Source organism: Ruania alba (genome assembly GCF_900105765.1).
GTDB lineage: Bacteria > Actinomycetota > Actinomycetes > Actinomycetales > Beutenbergiaceae > Ruania > Ruania alba.
The window spans coordinates 1,086,673-1,106,439 of the sequence record NZ_FNTX01000002.1 but is presented as its reverse complement, the minus strand read 5'-3'; the positions used below and the strand labels follow the sequence as shown (position 1 = coordinate 1,106,439).

The following is a 19,767-nucleotide window of genomic DNA, read 5'->3' as shown; positions in this document are numbered from 1 at the left end:
CCTCTCGGTCGTGGTCATGCGACGGTCAGCTCAGCTGGGTGAGGTCGAAGGCCACGTCGGAGGCGTCGTTCAGATCGACGGTGACCCACTCTGCTCCGCCGCCGAGGGATAGCTCCAGCCGGTGCAGCGTGGAGTCGGCGGACACCCAGTAGCGCACCTCCGCGGTGGCCCCGTCGGCCCCGGACGCATCGGCGGTCGCCACGGTGTCGGAGGAGGGGCCACGGAAGACAGTCACGTCGGCCCCGGCGATGGTGTCCTCCCGCAACCAGCGAGCATCAGTCTGGGTGAGTAGCACGGGGTTGTCCGGGCGGTCGCTGCCGAGGGTGATCAGCACGGCCAGCACGGCGTGCAGGCGAGACTGCTGGGGGACCAGCGACGAGGACGTCCAGCCGTCCACAGGGGGCGGTAGCGGTGCCGCTCCGGGGCGGCTCGGGGCACCGGTGGCGACCCCTTGGCTTGTCCAGGCGAGGGTCGACGACTCCCCTGTCGCCGGACTCGTCACGGTGCCGTACCCGGTGCCGGCTGGGAAGTCGACCCAGGCGTCCACTTCGTAGCGGGTGCCGGAGTCGGTCACGGCGAACATCGCCTCACGCACACCGGCGTCGAAGTTGCGGAACCGCGTCAGGGCGAGAAGCTCGGACTCCTCCGCGCTCAGCGGGCGGGTGTCATCGCCACTCTCAGCACAGCCGACCAGCAGGAGGAGCGCGGTGAGGATGCTCAGGATGGCCGGGAACCGGTGGCGGGGCGTTCGGCGGCTGCTGCTCATGTCTCCTCGGTCCTCATCCAAGCACGCGGGGGTGGGTGGGAAACCATCGGCCCCGGACTGGGCTGGGGCGCCTGGTCCGGGGCCGGGGTCCGGCGGTGACCGCCCAGGGTGGACGGTCACCGTCGACTCGGCGGCGGGCTAGTTCGCCAGCCGGTTCCGGGCCCGGACGGTCACCATGGCGGCACCGGCGAGCACGGTCATCCCCCGAGCAGTGCGAGAAGAGTCAGGCCGTCGGCACCCGTGGAGGGCAACTCCGGCGGCGGGCTGGCGCAGGCGTCGTCATCGAGCACGATGCCGGCCCCAGTCACGGTCGCGACGTTGAGGAACCCGCCGCCATCGGTGGTGGTGCCTGCGGGCGGGCACCCCATGGCTGCCGTACCCAGGGTTTCCTCGGCGATCGTGCCGGTCACGGTGACCTCATACACGTGCACACCACCAGCGACGATCGGCACCCCCGTGACGATGACCAGATCCTGCCCCGCACCCATCCCGGACCACGTCTGGGACGGCTCCACACCCTCGGGCGCCGCGGTGACCTCAGAACCGGTCACCACGATGCCCTCACCAAAGGCCAATTCATCGGCCAGGTCATACGCCGTGTCGTTCACCCCGGCGTTGGTCACCTCGATCTCATAGGTGATCGTGTACGCGCCGTCGGCGTCCAGATCCGGACCATCGGCGATCGTCTTGTCCAGCTCGATCACTGCCGGCTCAGCACAGGCCACGTCGTCGGCGACCAGGTCGTTGTGCCCGATCCCCGCCTGGTTGTTCAACCCGCCGACCTCATCGGACCCCAGCTCGGGGCAGGTCAACGCCTCGGTGACCGCTGCCGGATCGCTCGGGTCATCGATGGTGACGAAAACCTGCACCTCGTAGGAGTGCACCACACCCGCATCGAGCGGAACGTCGGCCGCGATCAGCGAACCACCCAGCTCATCCTCGCTCCCGATCCAGGAATCGTTCACCTCCACACCCTCCGGAGCCACTGTCACCCCGGTTTCCAGCACCTCGATGCTGTCGGAGAACCTGAGCAGATCGGCCAGGTCATACTCGCCCGACAGGCCACCGGTGTTGGTGACCTCGATGCCGTACGTGACCAACCAGGATCCGTCACCCTGCAGTGCAGGAGAAGCGGAGTCGGTGGTCTTGTCGATCGCGAACTCCGGCGGCGCCGCGCACGCATCATCACCCTCAACCGCTCCGGCCTCATCGATCAGGTGAGACACGTTCAGGAACGCCCGCGCCTGCGGATCAGCATGATCCACCGCACCATCACCACACGTGGCCGGATCCACCCCGTCCACCGGATCAGCAAACGTCAGCGGCACATCGGCCAGCACCGTCAGTTCATACACGTGCGGGGCATACCACTCGTCATCAGTACCGGGCATGGTCGCACCAGTGACGACCCGGGTGTACGCACTGCCGTCCCACGCCGGATCCGTCAACGCCACGTCCTCCGGCGAACCGGTGATCGCAGCATCGGTGACCTCGATCCCGGCACCGAAGTGCAGCTCATCGTCCAGGTCATACCCGACCTGCTCGACACCGTTGTTGCTCACCTCGATCTGGTAGACGATCTCCCACTGCCCCTCGCCCGCCGGCTCGGCGGAGACCAGCACCTTGTCATGGGTGACCTCACCGACCTCACGGCACGCATCGCCATAGTCCCGGTAGCCGTTGAACGAGGTCACCGCCTCGTTGAACAGACCCGTGGTCAGGTCGTCGGATCCGATGGCGCCGCAGCTCGAGGGATCCGAATCAATCGCCTCGCCCGGAAGGTCCACCGCGTACCGGACCGTCACCGTGTAGGTGTCGACCTGCCCACCCGCGATCGGGACGTCCGTGGCGATGACGGGCTCGCTCCCGCCGTCATAGGCAGGGTTGACCGCCACATCGCCCGGAGCAGTGTTCTCGGCAACGACCGAGCCGGCCACCACCGTCACGCCCGCGCCGAAGCGCAACCGGTCCGCGAGGGCGTAACTGGTCGCGGTCTCAGTCTCGTTGGTGACCGTCAAGCCGTAGGTGACCTCGTACTCACCCGGGTTGTTCACCGGGTCCACCGGGTGGGGCTCGGCCGTGACCGTCTTGTCCAGCGTCACCACCGGCAGATCGGCACACTCGTCGTCGCTCAGCTGGTCACTGTTGACCGGATCCATCGCGGCCGCGTTGAACAGCCCGGCGGTGTCGTCACCTCCCTGGTCCGGGGCGCACCCGAACTGACTGGGATCGAGGACCGCATCGCCGGTCTCAGGATCCGTGGCGAGCGCGACGGTCACGCGGAGCAGATAGACATGCTCGGACTCGTTCTCGATCGTGGACCCTGCAGCGATCGGCATGTCCTCCGTGATCACCCGCATGTCGTCGACGCCGTCCCAGTCCGGGTTCAGCGCCGCGCCGTCTGGCCCGGAAACCACCTCGGTACGCGCCACGACGATGCCCTCGCCGTAGCCGGTCAGATCATCGCTCAGGCCATAGGCCCCGTCGATCCCTCCGAGGTTCTCGGCGACCAGGTCGTACTCGATCACCCAGGTGCCGTCATCATCGGAAGACTGCGTCGGCCCGGAGACGATCCGCTTGTCGAACTCATAGTCGATGAGTGCGTAGCCGAAGTCGATCGTGTGGTCGTTCTCCCCGGGGCCGTCAGTGGTGATCGCGGCGAACGGGAAGGACCCGCCGTCGCTCTCCTCGACCAGACCGTCGGAGTCGTTCCGATCCGGATCGACCGCAGCACCGACGTCGGGCACCGTCGGGTACCAGTTCTCCAACGGACCACCCGCCGCGTAATCATCCGGGTTGTCCACCCCGACCACGTAGTCGGTGTTGGTCATCAACTGGTAGCCCTCATCGAAGGATGAGAAGTAGTACTCGCCCCACTCATTGGTCAATGCGCTGCTGACCAGCGTGCGCGTTCCATCACCGGTGACCTCATACAGGTTCACCGTGGCACCCTCGACCGGAGCCTCATCCGGGTCCTGGACGCCGTCGTTGTCGGCGTCGTACCAGAGGTAGTTACCGATCTCGATCGGCGCCGCGGAGGCAGCGATCGAGACCGACCCCAGCCCGTTGCCCTTGGACGTCACACTCGGGGTAGGCGAGGGATCGTGCGGGCTCTCGTTCTGGATGACGAGCGCACCCCGAGGCTGGAAGTTCGCCCCGGTGTCCTGGAAGAGGCGGCGCACACCCACCTGGTTCGACCCGTTCGCGGCATGGATGGCGGTGGTGAGGACGCCGTCATCACGGCTCGGGATCGTGACGATGGAACCGAGCGCCAGCCCGGTGTCGCTCCAGCCACCGCCGTCCTGGGCCCACGAGTCGTCGAAGTACTTGTAGCCGCCCGGGCCGAGGAGCTCGTTGGCCGCTCCCGCACCGGACACACCGCCCACCACGCCGTCGTTCTCCAGGGTGAAGGTGCCATCATCGTTGTCGTCCGCCAGGTAGACGTCACCATAGGAGCGGACCACCGTCACGACAGTGTTGTCCGCCTCGCTCGCCGGGTCCGGCCCGAGCAGGGTGTGGGACCCGACGAGGTCGCCCCAGAGGTCACGCACCCCGAGCACCATCTGGCCGTGCAGGATCTTAGCGTCGGCGAGCATCGGCATCGGCCACCTGCCACCGACGGTCGGGCCATCCGTGTCCAGCCCCAGGTCGTCGACCGTGCCGATCCACGGCCGCCAATCGACCTCCTGACCGTTGCGCGCCTCACGGGCGAAGTCCAGCGGGACCTCCAGCACCAGCTCGAGGGCCGTCGGATCGTCGGGGAAGAACCGGTAGACATGGCCGATCAGATCGCCCGCGTCCTGCGTCGACTCGGCCGTGTTCGTCACCGTGAGGTACATGGCGCCGGTCACGGGGTCCGAGGACACCCCGAACGGGCGCATGTCGCCCTCGAAGCCGAGGTCGAACTCGTCGACGCTCTGCACCTCGGTGGCCGGTGACCCGGTGGTGATGCGCACCAGCGACCGATTGTGCAGGTTGACCACGAACATCTGCGTCTCGTCCGGGGAGAGTGCCAACCCGCCGAGCCCCTCGCGGCCGACCCGCTCGAACGCCTGCGCGTCCCGAACCCAGTCGTAGGCGGGGTTCTCGGCGGTCACGGTCGGGCGCAGCCCCACCGGATCACCGGTCGTTGCACCCGGGGCCGAGTCGCTGCCCACATCGACACCCCATGCGGTCAGGTCCACGAACACCTCTGCCGAGGCGGTCGGTGCCTCGATGCTGTCGCCGTCCGGCACCACCCGATAGATCGCCCCGATCCCGCCTGGTCCGAGCCCGGCGTGGCGGCGCACGTACGCCGCGGTGAACAGCTGCCCGAGGCCGCCGGGCTCGGCCGCACGCTGCCAGGCGGAACCGTTGGTGGCCCCCATATCACCAAAGGGCACACCGACGGTGGTCGGCACCGGCGTCGTCGACGTGCTGCTCATCGCGTCGTACCGGATGGCCTCGCCTCCGGTCAGGTCGGCAGCAGGGCCGTCGGAGGCGCCGAAACGGTACTCCGGCAGGAAGACATAGGGGTTGTTCTCCACGTACGCGCTGGGCACATGGAAGGAGAAGTCCGCACCATCAGCACCCACGCCGTCGGCCACCGTGACCATCTGTACCGTCGTGCCGTTGGTCAGCTCGCCGTCACCCCCGACGGCGGAGGGTCGCCACTGGTCCCACTCGGGACCCTCGGGCAGGTGGGCCTCCACCCGCCACCGAGCCGCGTCCGAGGTCACCGGGAGCGTGTACGTCCCGTCCGCCGTACTCACGACCGGGCCGGCGACCGTACCGCCGGCGTCATAGCCGACGATCTCGATCCCGCCGAGTCCGTCCTCATAGGAGTCGAAGACCCCGTTGGCGTCATAGTCCTGCCAGACCGATCCGGTGATCTCATCACCGGTCGCGGCCGTGGCCGCTCCAGCCAGGCCCGCGGCACTGACCAGGGAACCGATCAGTACACCCGTGGCTGATGCGACGCCCCATCGGCTCCGTCGACTTCTTCTCGCGCGCAATTGATGCCTTCCCCCGCCCAGCGGTACTTCGGTGTGAACACCGCAACCCGGGCGCCCGTCCTCATCCAACTGTCCAGCGGAGCACTGCGGCCAGGCCCTTCGGGGTGATCGCAGGGTGATACCGGGGTGATGCCGCGCGGACCGCACGGCGATCTCGAACTGACCTGGACCGGCTTTCCGAACGTCTCAGAGTGGACCGAGGCGCTCGTTCCCAGCCACGACTGCGTCGTCGCCCTCGGGTGGGATGAGCCGCATCAGCCGACCCACTCGCAGTGCCTCGGCCCGGCTGGATACCTCCAGCTTGCGGTACAGGTTCCGTAGTTGGGTTTTCACAGTGTTCGGGGAGACGTGCAGCTCCCGACCCAGCCGCCGGACACTGTCGATGCCGACCAGAGCTCGCAACAACACCGCCTCACGTTCGCTGAGCGGCACCAACCCTCGCGTGCGACGCAGCGCGTCATGGGCCGCCGTCAATTGCTCGACCAGGGCTCGGGACGAGGCGTCCAGATCGAGTCGCTGCGCCTGCGCCACAACGGCGGTGAGCTCGCTGCGTCCCATGCGCGCGAACGGGAAGAGCAGATGGGAACGCGCCGCCGCCATGATGGCAACGGTCAGGGATCGGTTCGACTCCTCGTGATCACCCAGGTGTCGGTACGCCACCGAGCGCAACATGTGCGCCCAGGCGCCCTTCCGCCCGAGCTGCCCGCCGGAGCGGTGCACCGCGTCGTCGAGCCGTCGAAGTGCCTCGTCATCGCGGCCTTGAGCGATCAAGATCTGAGTCCGAAGCAACTCGACATCGCCGTGAGATGCCGGATTGGGAAACGTCTCGGCAAGCAGCGTCCAAGCCGCCGACGTCTCACCGGCGTGGGCGAGGGCCGTGGCGCGGGTCAACGTCAGGATGGCGGACTCGAACGTGGACAGTTCCACGGTCACCGCAGAACTCGCCACGTCGAGGTGGGCGAGCGTGGTGCGCGAGCTCCCGACGACCATCAGCGCGAGCACCTGCACATAGATCTGCATGACGTGCAGGACCACCGGCTCATCTGGTATCGGCACATCGCCGGGCCGCACGAGCACCTCCTGGAGCACCGGGACGTCGAGCGTCTCGACCGCCGAGATCAGCCGGATGAGCCGCGCCACTTGTGAGCCACCAGAGGCAGAGCTGCTCGGCAGAGCTGCAGCCCGATGCACCGGTAGCGGGTCATCCTGCAATCGCTCAACGAGCACCCGGAGGTCGTCGGCCATCCCGGCGAGCCGAGGGAGACCGGAGCTCTGCGCTTCGTGCGCAGCGGCAGCGAAGTAATCGCCGGCTGCCCCGCTGCGGCCATCACCGAGCGCAACCACACCGTTCTGGATCGCCAGTGCGGGTCGTACCAGCCACGACACGTCGCCACCGGCGACGGCATCCTCGCCGGCTTCGTTGATGCGTCGCCGCCCGCGTTCGTCTGTCATCAGGGATGCGAGCACGGCACGAGCCGTGTCATCCAACTGGTCGATTCGTCGGCCGGCCTGGTCGAGCAACAACGTCGCGCGCTCGCGGTCCAGTCGTGTCAGATGGCCCGGGTGATCTCGCTGCAGGACGTCACAGATGGCGCGCGCATGCGCCACCAGCAACCGCGGATCCGGGTTCGGCCCCGCATGCGTGAGCTGCGCTCGGACCTGGCCGGCCGGCAGCTCATGCAGACGCGCCCAATGCCTGGCCGTGAAATCGAGGCGTACCTCCGCAAGCTCCGGGCTACGCAGCACCGCCAGAGCGTCGTCAAGGCGGCCGGCGGCTGCGAACGAGTCCGCGAGCGCCACGCCGACTTCCGCACGGCGTGCTTGCGGAAGGTCGGTGCTGATCCGACGGCGGCACGCCTCGCGGATCGCTCCAGGCAGTCCCAGGTAGCCGGCGCGGCCCTGCTCTCCGATGAATCCGGCGTTGCGCATCGCCCGCAAGCCTTCCGGCCCGTGCAGCGCCGTGCTCCAGAGTTCCTCCATCGCACCCACCGTGAGTTCACCGGCATCGGCGCTCATCAGGAACAGTTCCCACAACGCCCACGGCACGATTCCCGCCGAGGCGGCTGTGGCAAGCTCCGCGACGCCACGGTCGCACCCCCGGGCGCAGACGCTCTCGTCAAAACCGTCGGCCTCCACGGTCTCCTGGATCACCGCACCCACAGCGATCGCGTACCCGCCGGACTCGACCACAATCTCCTCAGCCTGCGCGTCGGTGATCGGCACGCCGCACTCTAGCGCCCAGGCTGCGGTCTGCTCCGGCGTGAAGCACAAGCCGCGCGCGGTGACGGCGACCTCGACCCGCAGGTCCGAGTCGTGCAAGACATTCGGCCACCCGTAGGGGCTGAGCACGACCATGCGTGCATCGGGCCAGAGCCGGCGGCAGTCCAGCACGAACTGTGCGTCACGCTCGTCCGCGTCGCTCAGACGCAACACCAGAACGTCCGGCGCGAGTTCTCGCGCGTCGGCGGCGTTCGGCAGTGCTCGGCTCGGTGTCCACCACAGGAAACGGTGCTCGCTCGCGGCCAGCCATTGCGACACGTACGTGGACTTGCCGCTCCCGAACGGGCCGGACAGCAGCGCCAACTCCCCGGGTGCAAGGTGAGCCAGATCGGGGCCGGGCAGGACTCGTTCCAGAGCGTGCCGGGGAGCCACAGCCTGTCGCATTCGCGATGACACTCTCAGTTCGGAGCGAACTCGGCGCCCGGCCCTGCCCAACCGGGCCTGATGACCGAGGCGACCTCGCTGCCCTAGCCGCCTCGCAGTCTATACGAGCACCTGTACGCGCGTACAAGCAGTCACTTCTCGGGCGCTCCGACGACCATCATGCCCGCCCTCCGACCACGTGACGTGACCGGGGTCATATCCCGACCACGTCATATCCAGATCCCCCTGTGCCTCACAGAGACATACGGCTGAACACCTGGCCAGTCTCTACGCACAGAAGGATCTTCGTTGACCACGCTCGCCCCGACCATCGACGCCTCCACGACCGACCGCTCCGACGACCGGCTGCTCATCGCGCAGGCCATCGCGCGTGCCACCCGGGAGCGTCGCATCATCGTCCTGATCCCCGCATACAACGAGGCGAGCTCGATCGGGGCCACGATCGCCAGCGTCGCGCAGCAGTCGGTGCAGCCGACCGCGACCGTCGTCGTCGCCAACAACTGTTCGGACGGCACGGAGGCGGTCGCGCGCGAGCACGGTGCGCTGGTGTTCCTGGCCGAGCCGAACCGGGACAAGAAGGCCGGTGCTCTCAACATGGCGCTCGAGTACGTGGTGCCGCTGCTGGAGAACAGCGACGCCATCCTCGCCATGGATGCCGATACGACCCTGTCCCCGACGTTCATCGAGGTCGCCTCGGAGCGCCTGACGGGCACGGTCGGCGGAGTCGGTGGCGCCTTCATCGGGCGCGAGAGCAGTACCACGGTCGGCTACTTGCAGCGCATGGAGTACTACCGCTATCGGCGCGAAATCGTCCAGCGCGGTGAGCGCGCCTTCGTACTCAGCGGCACCGGGGCCCTGATCAGCGTGGCCGCGTTGACGGCTGTGAAAGCCTGCCGCGACGGCGAGACACTGCCTGCCGGCTCCTCCTTCTACGACACCTTCAGCCTCACCGAGGACAACGAGCTCACGTTCGCACTCCTGGCGTGCGGCTACCAGTGCCTCTCCCCGGTGGAGATGACCACCACCACAGACGTGATGGAAAGCCCGTCGATGCTGTGGCAGCAGCGCCACCGCTGGTACCTCGGCGCGCTCCGCAACCTGCAGGCCTACGGGTCACGGATGCCGTGGCACATGCGGTGGGTGTACTGGCGTCAGCAAGCCGGCCTGACCCTCTCCGTGTTGGCTGTCGCGGCGCACGTGATCCTCGTGGCCATCCTGCTCGGCATCGGCGGGTTCACCCTCTCCCCACTCTGGGTGGGGCTGGCGGCCTGCATCCTGCTCGCGAACATGGCGATGGTCTGGCGGATGGGCAGGCGTGCTCGAATCCTGACCCTCACGGTGGAGCCGTTCTACAACGTCTTCCTCCTCGCCATCTTCTGCGCCGCCGCCGTGAGTTGCGTCTCGGGCAAGAAAGGAGAGTGGGTGCACACCTGATCTGACGACACACCAGCACACCGCGCATTCTGATCAACCACACCAAGGAGAAACTCTCGATGTACAGCGGTCCCGCCAACTCCACCACGCTCGCCGCAACCGGCTTCGGAATCACGGCCGCCACCGGCCTCTACTGGTTCCTCGCCCTGGTCGCGATCGGAGGGGCGCTGGCAGTTGCCGGCAAGCTCACCACGCGGCTGGCCCTGGAGCCCGTGCAGGGCGCCGACGGCCAGCACCGGCTGCGATTCACCAGGAACGGACAGCCCCTCCGCTGACGAGGTGACCAGTGGCGGGGTCGGGCCAGGACCGACAGACTGAGGCGGATCCGTGAACCACACCGCTGAGGAGTCGATCCGCGATGACGCGCCGATCCCGCCTGGTCGCCACGATGGCGGCGGCGCTCGTCCTGCCCGCTGCCATCGCCGGCGCCAGCCCCGCTGAAGCCGGGCCCGTCACGTCCACGCTGACCGAAGCCTGGGACTCCTCACCAGACCACTTCATCACCTACGACCTGGCGCGCAGCTCGGCCGAACCGGGAACGCCAGACCAGGATGCAGGCGATGGTGAGGCGCTCCGACTAGAGCTTCCGAAGAACGCCACCCCCGGGGCCGGCGGTGGCGCCTACGGTGAGTCCGCTGACCGCTTTCTCTACGGCACCTTCGAGTCGCGGCTGCGAACTGCGGACTGCTCGTCCCAGCCGGACGCCGGCGTCGTCACCGGCCAGATGTTCACCTACTTCCACGACGGCTCCGACTCCGACGGCGACGGCCTCCCCGACAACAGCGAGATCGACTTCGAGACCCTGTGCGCCCAGCCAGAGGTCCTCTACATGACCGTGTGGACGGACTACCGTCCCTCTGACGGCGCACAGAGCCGGGTGATGCGCGCGGTGAACCTGGCCACCGGGGAGATCCTCTCCACCTGCCACTACGCGGGCTTCGGCGGCCATTTCTGCGACCCGCTCGCCGGCGACGAGGCGCAGCCGACGAGCATCCCGGCCGTCCCGGGGTTCGACTCCTCGTCCGCGTACTACGAGTACGGCTTCACGTGGGAACCCGACGGGGTGCATTTCTGGATCGTCGCAGGCGGTCAGACGATCACGCTCTGGGACTACCAGGGACCGAGCGATCGGATCCCGCAGGTACCCGCCTACCTGCTGCACAACGTCTGGCACACCGACGGTTGGTGGCCGGAGGGCGAGCCGGATGCGGTGGAGCGCCCGAGCGTGCGCGGGATCGCCGCCCACATCGACTGGACGCGCATCACGCCGCACTCCTGATCTCCGTCCTCGATGCGGCCACTCGATGGCTGCTGCTTACGGAACTCCCGCCACTGACGTGCTCCCCTTGGATCCGATCCTGAGCGAGCTGGTCCGGTTGCTCGTCTCCGTGAACAGTCGCTGCCAGCAGACGTACGAGGGCATCCGTCGCCATCTCGACAATGCCGGTGTGGAGGCGCTCACGATGGCGACCATCACCATGGAGGTGTGGGTGCGGTTGTTTCTCGCCCGCGGTCATTCGCCACATCCCGTCGACCGAGTGGTTCGCGAGAACGGACACCGCAGCGCCCACTGACCCCTCGCTGGCCCGCTGACCGAGTGACTGGACTTCCAGCACGAGACCGTTGGGGGCCACCTGGATCCGGGCTCATTTCGATGACATCGGCGAGGTTACGTGCTTGGATTGTTCCGTGGTGGTGAATCGAGGTTTCAGCGGCCGCCCACGCGGATCGGCCAGTGTTGAGGGCCGCGTGCCCCCGGGGCAGTTCGTCACGGAGGACTTCCCGGTTCTGACGGCAGGGCCGAACCAAGGACTCCGTCGCGAGGAATGGCGGCTGACCGTCGGAGACGGAGTCGAGTCGAAGACCTACGACTGGGACGCACTTGTCGCGCTCGGCACGGTCGATGTGACCACCGATATCCACTGTGTGACGCACTGGACCAAGTTGGACACCACGTGGACCGGCGTGCCGGTCTCGACCGTGTTCGAGGACGCGGGCCTGGACGACTTCGCCTACGCGGACGTCCGGTCCTACGGCGGCTACTCGACGAACGTCCCCGTGGAGGACCTGATCGACCGGGACGCGATGTTCGCCACGGCCTACGAAGGAGAGGCGATCAGCGACTCCCACGGTGGCCCGGTGCGCCTTCTGATCCCGCACCTGTACCTGTGGAAGTCCGCCAAATGGGTGCGCGAGGTCCTCCTGGACGACCTGGACTCGCCCGGGTTCTGGGAGCAAGCCGGGTACCACAACTACGGCGACCCGTTCCGCGAGCAGCGCTACTACTCGGACTGATCGGGTGCGGTCCTGGCGAGTAGCAACGGTGGTCGAGGTCGTCGAGGAGACTCCCTCGGCCCACAGCCTCGTGCTCGATATCCCTGGCTGGCAGGGGGCGGTTGCGGGGCAACACCTGGACGTGCGCCTGACCGCACCGGACGGGTACCAGGCGAGTCGCTCGTATTCGCTGGCGTCCGGCCCGCGGGAGGCTCCGATGATCACGGTGCAGCGGGTCGACGACGGCGAAGTGTCGCCTTACCTGGTGGATGGGGTGGAGGTGGGCGAGCAGCTGGAGGTGCTGGGCCCCCTCGGTGGCTATTTCGTGTGGCACGGTGGCAGCGCACCGGTGCTGCTGGTGGGCGGCGGCTCCGGGATCGTGCCGCTGCGATCGATCTGGCGTGCCCGCAGCGCGGCGACTCCGATGCGGGTGTTCTACTCGGCTCGTGGCATGGACCGGGTGCTCTATGGCCGCGAGATCGAGGAGCTGGACGTCCAGACCGTGGTGCACCTGACCCGCGAGCGGGTGGACGGGTACGGGTACGGACGGCTGGACGCTGCGCAGGTGCAGGCAGCGATCACGACTCCTGAGAGTGACGTGTACATCTGCGGTCCGACAGTGTTCGTGGAGTCCATGGCGCAGGCGGTGCTCGCCGCCGGTGTGCCTGCACCGCAGATCCGGACCGAACGGTTCGGCTGACGAGGAGGACGAGATGAGTCATGTGGACGGCAGCGCGATCCTGGGAATTCTCGCCATCGGACTGGGACGCGACATGAGCGGCACGGAACTGACCTGCGCCGGATGCGGGGACCGTCACGTGGTCGAACGCACCCGGGTGTACCGGCGCTGCCCGGGAATCGTGGTGCGCTGCCCCGGGTGCGATGGCGTCGAACTGTTGGTCACCGAGATCCGCCGCAGGATCCAGGTGCAGTTGCGCGGGGTAGCGAACGTCCAGTTCTGAGTATCGCAACGACGGCAGGGTGCTCCACTTCTACAATCACCACTAGCGCTGGTCCGGTGTCGGAGCATACGTATCAGCAATGTCAGCAACCTCCTCGGATCACTGCGGCGAGCGGCAGACCACCGGCGAAGGGCAAGCGGGTGAACGCACGACGGCGGCACGAAGCACGGGCTGCCTACACGATGCTGCTGCCCAGTTTCATCGGCGTGGGGGCCTTCCTGCTCCTGCCCGTGCTCGTCGTACTGGGCCTGTCCTTCATGGAGTGGGATCTGATCTCTCCGCCCGAGTGGGTGGGCCTGGAGAACTACGCCTACCTGCTCACCTCCGAGCGGTTCGCGAATTCCCTGTGGGTCACCGCCGTCTTCACCCTGCTCTCCATCCCGACGGCGATCGCGCTGGGTCTGCTGCTGGCGATCGCCATCAATCGTGGTCTGCCGGGCACGAGCTGGTTGCGGGTGCTGTACGTGTTGCCGTGGGTGAGTGCCCCGCTCGCCCTGGGGGTGGTGTGGAAGTGGATCCTGGACCCGTCCTACGGGGTACTGAATGCACTGATCGGACGCCGGGTGGAATGGCTCACCGATCCTCAGCTCGCGCTGCCGGCCGTGGTGTTCGTGCAGATCTGGACCACCGTGGGCTACATCTCGCTGTTCTTCCTCGCCGGGCTGCAGCAGATCCCGGTAGCGGTCTACGAGGCAGCGATGCTCGACGGCGCCGCCAGGATCCGCACCCTGTGGTCGATCACCCTGCCGCTGCTGCGCCCCACGATGTTCTTCGTGACCGTGACCTCGGTGATCGCCTCGTTCCAGGTGTTCGACTCCATCTACGCGATGACGCGCGGCGGCCCCGCCTTCCGCACCGATGTGATCGCCTCCCGCATCTACGACGAGGCGTTCGTGAACCTGCGCCTGGGGCGCGCCGCCGCGATGGCCGTGGTGTTGTTCCTGGTGCTCGTGGCGATCACGCTCATCCAGCAGCGCTACTTCCGGCGCCGAATCACCTACGACATGTCATGACCGGAGGGCAGATGACCAGCGCGACCGTCCGCACCCGAGGCGACCGGACGCCGTCGGCGCGCGCCTCCCGGCTGCTCGCGAACACCCTCACCTACACCTTCCTGATCGCCGGCGCCGCGTTGATGCTCGGTCCGTTCCTGTTCTCGCTGCTCACCTCGTTGAAGACCCCGAGCCAGTTCAACACCACCTGGCCGGTGAGCCTGCCGGATCCGATCACGACGGAGAACTTCACCAGCCTGTTCTCCGAGGAGTACAACTTCGTGGTGCCGATCGCCGTCACTGCCCAGGTGGTGCTGGTGCTGGTGGCTGGGCAGATGCTGTGCTCGATTCTGGCCGCCTACGCCTTCGCCCAGCTCGACTTCCCCGGACGGGACACGCTGTTCTGGGTGTACGTGGCCACCCTGATGATCCCGGCCGTGGTGACGATCATCCCGCTGTACTCGATGATGACCTCGCTGGACCTGAAGAACACCTTTCTGGGTCTGGTGCTGCCGTTCATGTTCGGCTCCCCCTACGCGATCTTCCTGCTCCGGGAGAACTTCCGCTCTACTCCCGCCGATGTGCTGGATGCGGCCACCATCGACGGTGCCGGGGTGTGGCGGCGGCTCTGGCAGATCATGGTGCCGATGAACACGCCGATCCTGGCCACGCTGCTGCTGATCACGGTGGTGACCCAGTGGAACAACTTCCTGTGGCCGCTGATCATCGCCCCGGCGCAGGAGTGGAACGTGATCACGGTGGCCACCGCTGCCCTGCAGACCCAGTACGCGGGCAACTGGACGCTGGTGATGGCGGCCACCACGATCGCGATCGCACCGCTGGTGACGTTGTTCATCATCTTCCAGAAGCAGATCACGTCCTCGTTGGGTGTCACCGGGGTGCGGTGACACCACGCTGCCCGCCCATCTGATCCAGTACGGCGGTCTGACCTATCGCCAGCCATGTGTCCTTCCGTAAAAGGTGGTTCAGGCGAATGGAGAAACACTCGGCGCGCGCCAGCACACCGAGGCAAGAACCCAGCTATCCGCACGCAGTTGTCCACAGGCGGGCTGCACGTCCGCGCATCGTGTCGGCACCAGGTGACACCTGAGTTGGGCCAATTCAGTGCGCAGCGGCTCACGTCTTGATGGCTTCGATCGCGGCCGCGAGGTCTGGATTGAGGGCGTAGAGCCGGATATGGGCCACCGCGACACCCTAGAGCCCGGGAGTAGTGCACAAAGCCGCCTGTACCGGCAACACCGCAGGTCGGCGCGTCGCGGCCGCGTCACACCGAAATCTTGGCCCAAGTCAGGTCTTTGGGCGGCGGACGGCAACAACTGTCCGAAACGTTCGATGCAATCACGAGCGCTGAAATGCACTGACTCACCGATGCACACGCGCTTGAGGGTCACGGCCGCGGCCCATCGCACCACGGACAACCGTCGCAGGCGCCCAAGTTGTCGTAGGCTCATATGGATACATTGGCTGCCGTCTATGCTCATATGGCAGCTCGGAAATTTCGACCGTCGTAACTCCAGGCGTGCCCACCAGAATCATCGCGCCAGCGATGGAATCAAAGGCCGGGCGAGGCGAGTGCACTCCCTTCGCAACTATTATTCTCTGATCAGCCGGCTCAATTCCCACCGACCGAAACTGCTCCAGGCTCGTTGTTGGCGCTGGTCGAGACACCACGACAATTCGATATCCTTCGTCAGTCTCGATAGCCACCGTAGGTCCATTATTGTAATGTCTAAATCCAGCATGCGTGGGAACTGCGTCCTCGAAGACGCCGTCAGACACAGCGGTGACGTGGCCAACGACCGGAAATGGGCGGCCGTGCACACCGTCTGTTCGGCCGCCCACAGCCACGACAACTTCTGAGCCCACACCCGCCGACTCACACACCATGACTGCCTGGGGGTCGCATATGACCTGGACAACACCACGCACGCGCGCTTCCCGCGCAGCATGCAGGATATGCGTAGCGTCCCCTGGACCACCCCCACCAACATTATCACCTGTATCCAACAGAATGACCGGCGAACGAGAAAGAGTATCAGCCTCGCGGAGCGCTTCCGCGACAGGAAGGGCACTACCGTTCAAATCCGACCGGCTACCCCAGACACGCTCGGCGACTGCATTGGAAACATCGAGCGCATGCTCGATGCTACTCCTAGTAATGGCGATCACTGACATCCCCATTTCGGCCACGTCAGCATAAGGGAAGCCTTCGAGCACACTCACAGCCAAGACCTCAGGAAAGGACTCGACCCTACGCGCCTCCGCCAAGATACTTCGCATCGGATCGCCCTCCGTGCCCATCTGCAGAATATTCGCCGCGAGGGGCACTCGGGTCAGAGCCATGTGCGGGCGCACGCCAGTGACAATTGCGTCGAGCACCATACGGGCGCACCTCTCCGCCTGTTCGAAAGCGTCCAGGTGTGGGTTCGTCTGATAAGCCACGATCAAGTCAGCCGACTCGACCATCAGCGACGAAACATTGGCATGCATATCCAGCGTCGCGCCCACAACGACACTCGGCCCGACAATTTCTCGGATCCGACGCAAGAACTCTCCATCCGCGTCGCGATACGTTTCAGAAACCGCTGCACCGTGAGCTGCGACGAGTACGCCGTCCCACGGACCCTCGGCAACAAGTGCGCCCAGAAGACGTTCACAAAGGTACTCGAATGCTTCGTCTGTGATGGGACCCATCGGCGTGAGGCGCGAGAAAACCAAGGGCACGCCCTGCAGGTTCGCAACATTATCTGTAAATTCAATATAGCCGGCCACCGTCGAACGTGCGGAACCGTACTCCTGTCGGATCGCGGCACCTTCAAGCACACCCGCCTCACACCACACGTCTATCGTGGCACGGGTCGGGGCAAAAGTGTTCGTCTCATGATGAAATCCCAAGATAGCCATGCGAATAGGCCGGACATTGGAATGCTCCAACGATCGCGTTGTCATAACCTCACACTACCTTCCCACATAGCTAAGTCCCCTCTGGCCTCGCCCGTCCGGGGGTTCAAACTCACCGGCTGGCTCCGGCGAGCCACATCTAAGGTCATTGCCCCGGCCACACGGCTACTGCCGCGTACCCGATCGTACGACCGGCAACGCAAACTGCCGATTCCGATGTCATAGACTCTCGCACTACCGCTTAGGCTCAAATAAACTGCTCCTCAGCGTATAGCCCGAGCGTTGCCCAAGGCCGGGATCCAGCACAGCTCCGATACCCGGACGCTCAGGAAGATTCAGAGAGCCATCACTAACATCAGGTAGCCAATCCACCCACTGGCTGTATCGGTAGCGTAGGAAGGCACGCACCACTTCCTGGTACATTCCATTTGGCGCATTCGCCAATAAGTGCATCCCGGCGAGAAGCGTAAACGGGCCCGTACAGTCATGCATCGTGATGGGTAGGCCGAAGCCATCCGCCATGGTGGCGATCTTCTTCGATTCCGTGATTCCACCTGTCCATGTGGGATCGATCATGATGTAATCACAAGCACGCTGCTCCAACACGGGTAGATAGTCCCAGCGAGTCATCAAGAACTCGCTCGCGGAAACAGGGGTTGATGTCGATTCGCGCAGCCTCCGCAACTCACTGACGTTCCGCGCAAGGGTCAAATCCTCCAACCACGCCAATTGAAATTCCTCGACGGCCTTCGCAATGCTGATGGCGGGAGCAAGTTGCCAATATCCGTGGCCCTCTAGCATGATCTCGATCCCATCCCCCACCGCATGGCGTATCTGCTCCAGCGGACGCACGCCCTCCCTCAAGTCCGACTTACTGATTAGGCGGCCACCGTCCACGCGCTGCGAGATCGGGTCGAAGGGCCACACCTTCATGGCCGTGAATCCATCGTCTAACAGGTCTTGAGCAAGAACTCCTGCCTCGTACATTGCGAACCACAAATCGTCGCGGGGGTCAGGACTATCAGAACGCACATAGGGAGTACGATTCGCGCGGCCTGGACCCCCAGAACCGTAGCTCGGCCCGCCGCACGTGTTGTAGACCGGAAGTTTCTCTAGTGTCGTACCTCCCAGGAGCTGATAGATCGGAACCCCCGCCCGCTGCCCAGCGATATCCCACAGCGCCACGTCGATCGCTGATATCGCGCGTATCTCAGCGCCGCGGGACCCGAATCTGCAGGCAAGATCGAATTGCAATCGCCAAAGGTACTCAATCCTTGACTCGTCGGCGCCAAGCAAAAGGTGGCTAGACTGCTCATGAATGAACGCCTCAACGGTGTTTGGGGCGTAGTACGTTTCGCCGTGACCGACCAGCCCATCCGCAGTGTGAACAATCACGAATATCAAATTCGGTTGAGGGCAACCAGGCGCCTGCGTAATGGTCTCAATTTTTGTAATCGTCATGCTCGATGACCCTCCTGTCGGACAAGCTGCTCAAGGGCTCCATCGACTCGCTCCAGGACCGCCTCGAGTTCGGGCTCCGCATGCGTAGTCGAGACGTACCAGACACCACGACCCGCGACCCACACACCTTGGTTCGCCAGTTCGGCCGCAAACCGGTGGTAGCGGTCAAGATCGAGCATCTGCAGGTCTTCGTAGTTCGTAACCGGCTCAGGGTCCCCAAAAGACACGTGGAACGCCATGGGCAAGCCTTGGACGCGCAACGGGACGCCGTGCCGCCTACCAAGCTCGCGGAGACCTCTCATCAACGCGTGCCCATGAGCCTCAATACGGGCGTACGGTGGATCGTCCCGGAGAGCCGCCAGGCTTGCGGACACAGCGGCACACGCGCCAACAGAGGCATTGAACGTTCCAGAATGGTTGACCGCTCCCGTTCCAAGAGATTCCATCAGGTCTGCCGTCCCGGCGAGCGCCGCGACGGGCCAGCCTCCCGCCATCGCCTTGCCGAACGTAGCCAGGTCCGGAACAACGCCAAAACGTTCCGCCGCACCGCCAGCCGCAAGCCGGAATCCAGTGACGACCTCGTCGAATATGAGCACCACGCCGTAGCGCGTACACAGCTCACGAACGCCTTCCAGATAGCCCGGCCTAGGTGGGATGGCACCGATGTTACACATCACCGGCTCAAGGATCACGGCCGCAACCTCCGTGTGCCGATGCGCTAGCGCCGTTTCCACAGCCTCCAGGTCGTTGAACCGAAGCATCAGCGAGTCGGTGAGATGCGACTCGACCTGGCCCTTGCTAGCAGGAGACGGGATCCCGTTCACAGTCTTAACGAGGACATTGTCAAGCCAACCGTGATAGTGGCCCTCGAACCGAATGAACTTGTCACGTCCCGTTAGAGCCCGAGCCAAGCGGAGCGCGACCTGCACAACCTCGGTCCCTGACGATCCGAAGCGGACCTGATCTGCCCACCGCACTGTGTCCAGGAAGGCTTCGCCCGCGGGGTTCTCATAGACGTTCTGGGAGCCAAACACTGAGCCGCGAGACATGGCATCCGCGACGGAACGATTCAGAACGTCGGGCGCATGCCCGAAGAAATTTGGCCCTTGGCCTAGGAGATAGTCTACATAGTCATTGCCGTCGACATCCCACAGCCACGCGCCCTTTCCGCGAGCAAATGTAATGTTCGGGGCACTCAAACGCACGTTTGAGTGCACGCCGCCAGGCGTCAACTCCAGCGCTCTCCGCCGCGCCTCTATCGATTCGTCGAACGCTCGCAAATTCATAATACTGATCCG

Annotated in this window: 15 protein-coding genes; 9 read left to right on the top strand and 6 right to left on the bottom strand. The window is 65.5% G+C overall.

Annotated elements, in window-relative coordinates; translation table 11 throughout:
- Positions 1-25 precede the first annotated feature (25 nt).
- The 3 genes from BLU77_RS15535 to BLU77_RS15525 all read right to left on the bottom strand — a co-directional run bounded on the left by BLU77_RS15535 (position 26) and on the right by BLU77_RS15525 (position 8,424).
- Positions 26-766, bottom strand: coding sequence for a hypothetical protein (locus tag BLU77_RS15535; RefSeq protein WP_089773973.1), 741 nt, complete (start codon positions 764-766; stop codon positions 26-28).
- Positions 767-963: 197 nt separating this feature from the next.
- A complete protein-coding gene (locus BLU77_RS15530) occupies positions 964-5,760 on the bottom strand; it encodes an SdrD B-like domain-containing protein (protein ID WP_089773972.1) in 4,797 nt (1,598 codons plus the stop codon).
- Positions 5,761-5,946: 186 nt separating this feature from the next.
- Positions 5,947-8,424 (bottom strand): helix-turn-helix transcriptional regulator, encoded by a 2,478-nt coding sequence (locus BLU77_RS15525; RefSeq protein WP_089773971.1) that lies wholly within the window; start codon positions 8,422-8,424, stop codon positions 5,947-5,949.
- Positions 8,425-8,712: 288 nt separating this feature from the next.
- Here BLU77_RS15525 and BLU77_RS15520 point away from each other — a divergent pair, with 288 nt between their 5' ends.
- From BLU77_RS15520 to BLU77_RS15480, 9 genes are all read left to right on the top strand, one after another.
- On the top strand, positions 8,713-9,858 hold the full coding sequence (locus tag BLU77_RS15520; RefSeq protein WP_089773970.1) for a glycosyltransferase family 2 protein: 1,146 nt from the start codon (positions 8,713-8,715) through the stop codon (positions 9,856-9,858).
- Positions 9,859-9,917: 59 nt separating this feature from the next.
- On the top strand, positions 9,918-10,133 hold the full coding sequence (locus BLU77_RS15515; RefSeq protein ID WP_089773969.1) for a hypothetical protein: 216 nt from the start codon (positions 9,918-9,920) through the stop codon (positions 10,131-10,133).
- 83 nt (positions 10,134-10,216) lie between these two features.
- Positions 10,217-11,137 (top strand): glycoside hydrolase family 16 protein, encoded by a 921-nt coding sequence (locus BLU77_RS15510; protein WP_089773968.1) that lies wholly within the window; start codon positions 10,217-10,219, stop codon positions 11,135-11,137.
- A gap of 25 nt (positions 11,138-11,162) precedes the next feature.
- The gene (locus tag BLU77_RS15505; protein WP_089773967.1) at positions 11,163-11,432 is read left to right on the top strand and encodes a hypothetical protein; all 270 of its coding nucleotides are present in this window, start codon (positions 11,163-11,165) and stop codon (positions 11,430-11,432) included.
- A gap of 175 nt (positions 11,433-11,607) precedes the next feature.
- Complete coding sequence (locus BLU77_RS15500) at positions 11,608-12,153, top strand: molybdopterin-dependent oxidoreductase (protein ID WP_245708896.1); 546 nt, start codon at positions 11,608-11,610, stop codon at positions 12,151-12,153.
- 28 nt (positions 12,154-12,181) lie between these two features.
- Positions 12,182-12,832, top strand: a complete 651-nt coding sequence (locus tag BLU77_RS15495) for an FAD-binding oxidoreductase (protein WP_245708895.1) — start codon at positions 12,182-12,184, stop codon at positions 12,830-12,832.
- Between the two features lie 13 nt (positions 12,833-12,845).
- Positions 12,846-13,094 (top strand): DUF6510 family protein, encoded by a 249-nt coding sequence (locus tag BLU77_RS15490; protein ID WP_089773964.1) that lies wholly within the window; start codon positions 12,846-12,848, stop codon positions 13,092-13,094.
- 140 nt (positions 13,095-13,234) lie between these two features.
- Positions 13,235-14,107: a carbohydrate ABC transporter permease gene (locus BLU77_RS15485; protein ID WP_245708894.1), complete on the top strand. Its 873-nt coding sequence runs from the start codon at positions 13,235-13,237 to the stop codon at positions 14,105-14,107.
- Between the two features lie 11 nt (positions 14,108-14,118).
- Positions 14,119-14,994, top strand: a complete 876-nt coding sequence (locus tag BLU77_RS15480) for a carbohydrate ABC transporter permease (protein WP_089773962.1) — start codon at positions 14,119-14,121, stop codon at positions 14,992-14,994.
- Positions 14,995-15,469: 475 nt separating this feature from the next.
- On the opposite strand, the gene BLU77_RS15475 is transcribed toward BLU77_RS15480, so the two are convergent.
- From BLU77_RS15475 to BLU77_RS15465, 3 genes are all read right to left on the bottom strand, one after another.
- Positions 15,470-17,011, bottom strand: a complete 1,542-nt coding sequence (locus tag BLU77_RS15475) for a M81 family metallopeptidase (RefSeq protein WP_175477140.1) — start codon at positions 17,009-17,011, stop codon at positions 15,470-15,472.
- A 231-nt stretch (positions 17,012-17,242) separates the two neighbouring features.
- On the bottom strand, positions 17,243-18,469 hold the full coding sequence (locus tag BLU77_RS15470; protein ID WP_089773960.1) for a mandelate racemase/muconate lactonizing enzyme family protein: 1,227 nt from the start codon (positions 18,467-18,469) through the stop codon (positions 17,243-17,245).
- Positions 18,466-19,749: an aspartate aminotransferase family protein gene (locus BLU77_RS15465; protein WP_245708893.1), complete on the bottom strand. Its 1,284-nt coding sequence runs from the start codon at positions 19,747-19,749 to the stop codon at positions 18,466-18,468. The genes BLU77_RS15470 and BLU77_RS15465 overlap by 4 nt, the downstream gene beginning before the upstream one ends.
- Between the last annotated feature and the right edge of the window lie 18 nt (positions 19,750-19,767).

Bases quoted from the DNA above. Each gene is read 5' to 3' on its own strand.
- BLU77_RS15535 (WP_089773973.1), bottom strand. From the start codon at position 766: ATGAGCAGCAGCCGCCGAACGCCCCGCCACCGGTTCCCGGCCATCCTG.
- BLU77_RS15525 (WP_089773971.1), bottom strand. From the start codon at position 8,424: ATGCGACAGGCTGTGGCTCCCCGGCACGCTCTGGAACGAGTCCTGCCC.
- BLU77_RS15515 (WP_089773969.1), top strand. From the start codon at position 9,918: ATGTACAGCGGTCCCGCCAACTCCACCACGCTCGCCGCAACCGGCTTC.
- BLU77_RS15510 (WP_089773968.1), top strand. From the start codon at position 10,217: ATGACGCGCCGATCCCGCCTGGTCGCCACGATGGCGGCGGCGCTCGTC.
- BLU77_RS15505 (WP_089773967.1), top strand. From the start codon at position 11,163: ATGGCTGCTGCTTACGGAACTCCCGCCACTGACGTGCTCCCCTTGGAT.
- BLU77_RS15490 (WP_089773964.1), top strand. From the start codon at position 12,846: ATGAGTCATGTGGACGGCAGCGCGATCCTGGGAATTCTCGCCATCGGA.
- BLU77_RS15480 (WP_089773962.1), top strand. From the start codon at position 14,119: ATGACCAGCGCGACCGTCCGCACCCGAGGCGACCGGACGCCGTCGGCG.
- BLU77_RS15475 (WP_175477140.1), bottom strand. From the start codon at position 17,011: ATGGCTATCTTGGGATTTCATCATGAGACGAACACTTTTGCCCCGACC.
- BLU77_RS15470 (WP_089773960.1), bottom strand. From the start codon at position 18,469: ATGACGATTACAAAAATTGAGACCATTACGCAGGCGCCTGGTTGCCCT.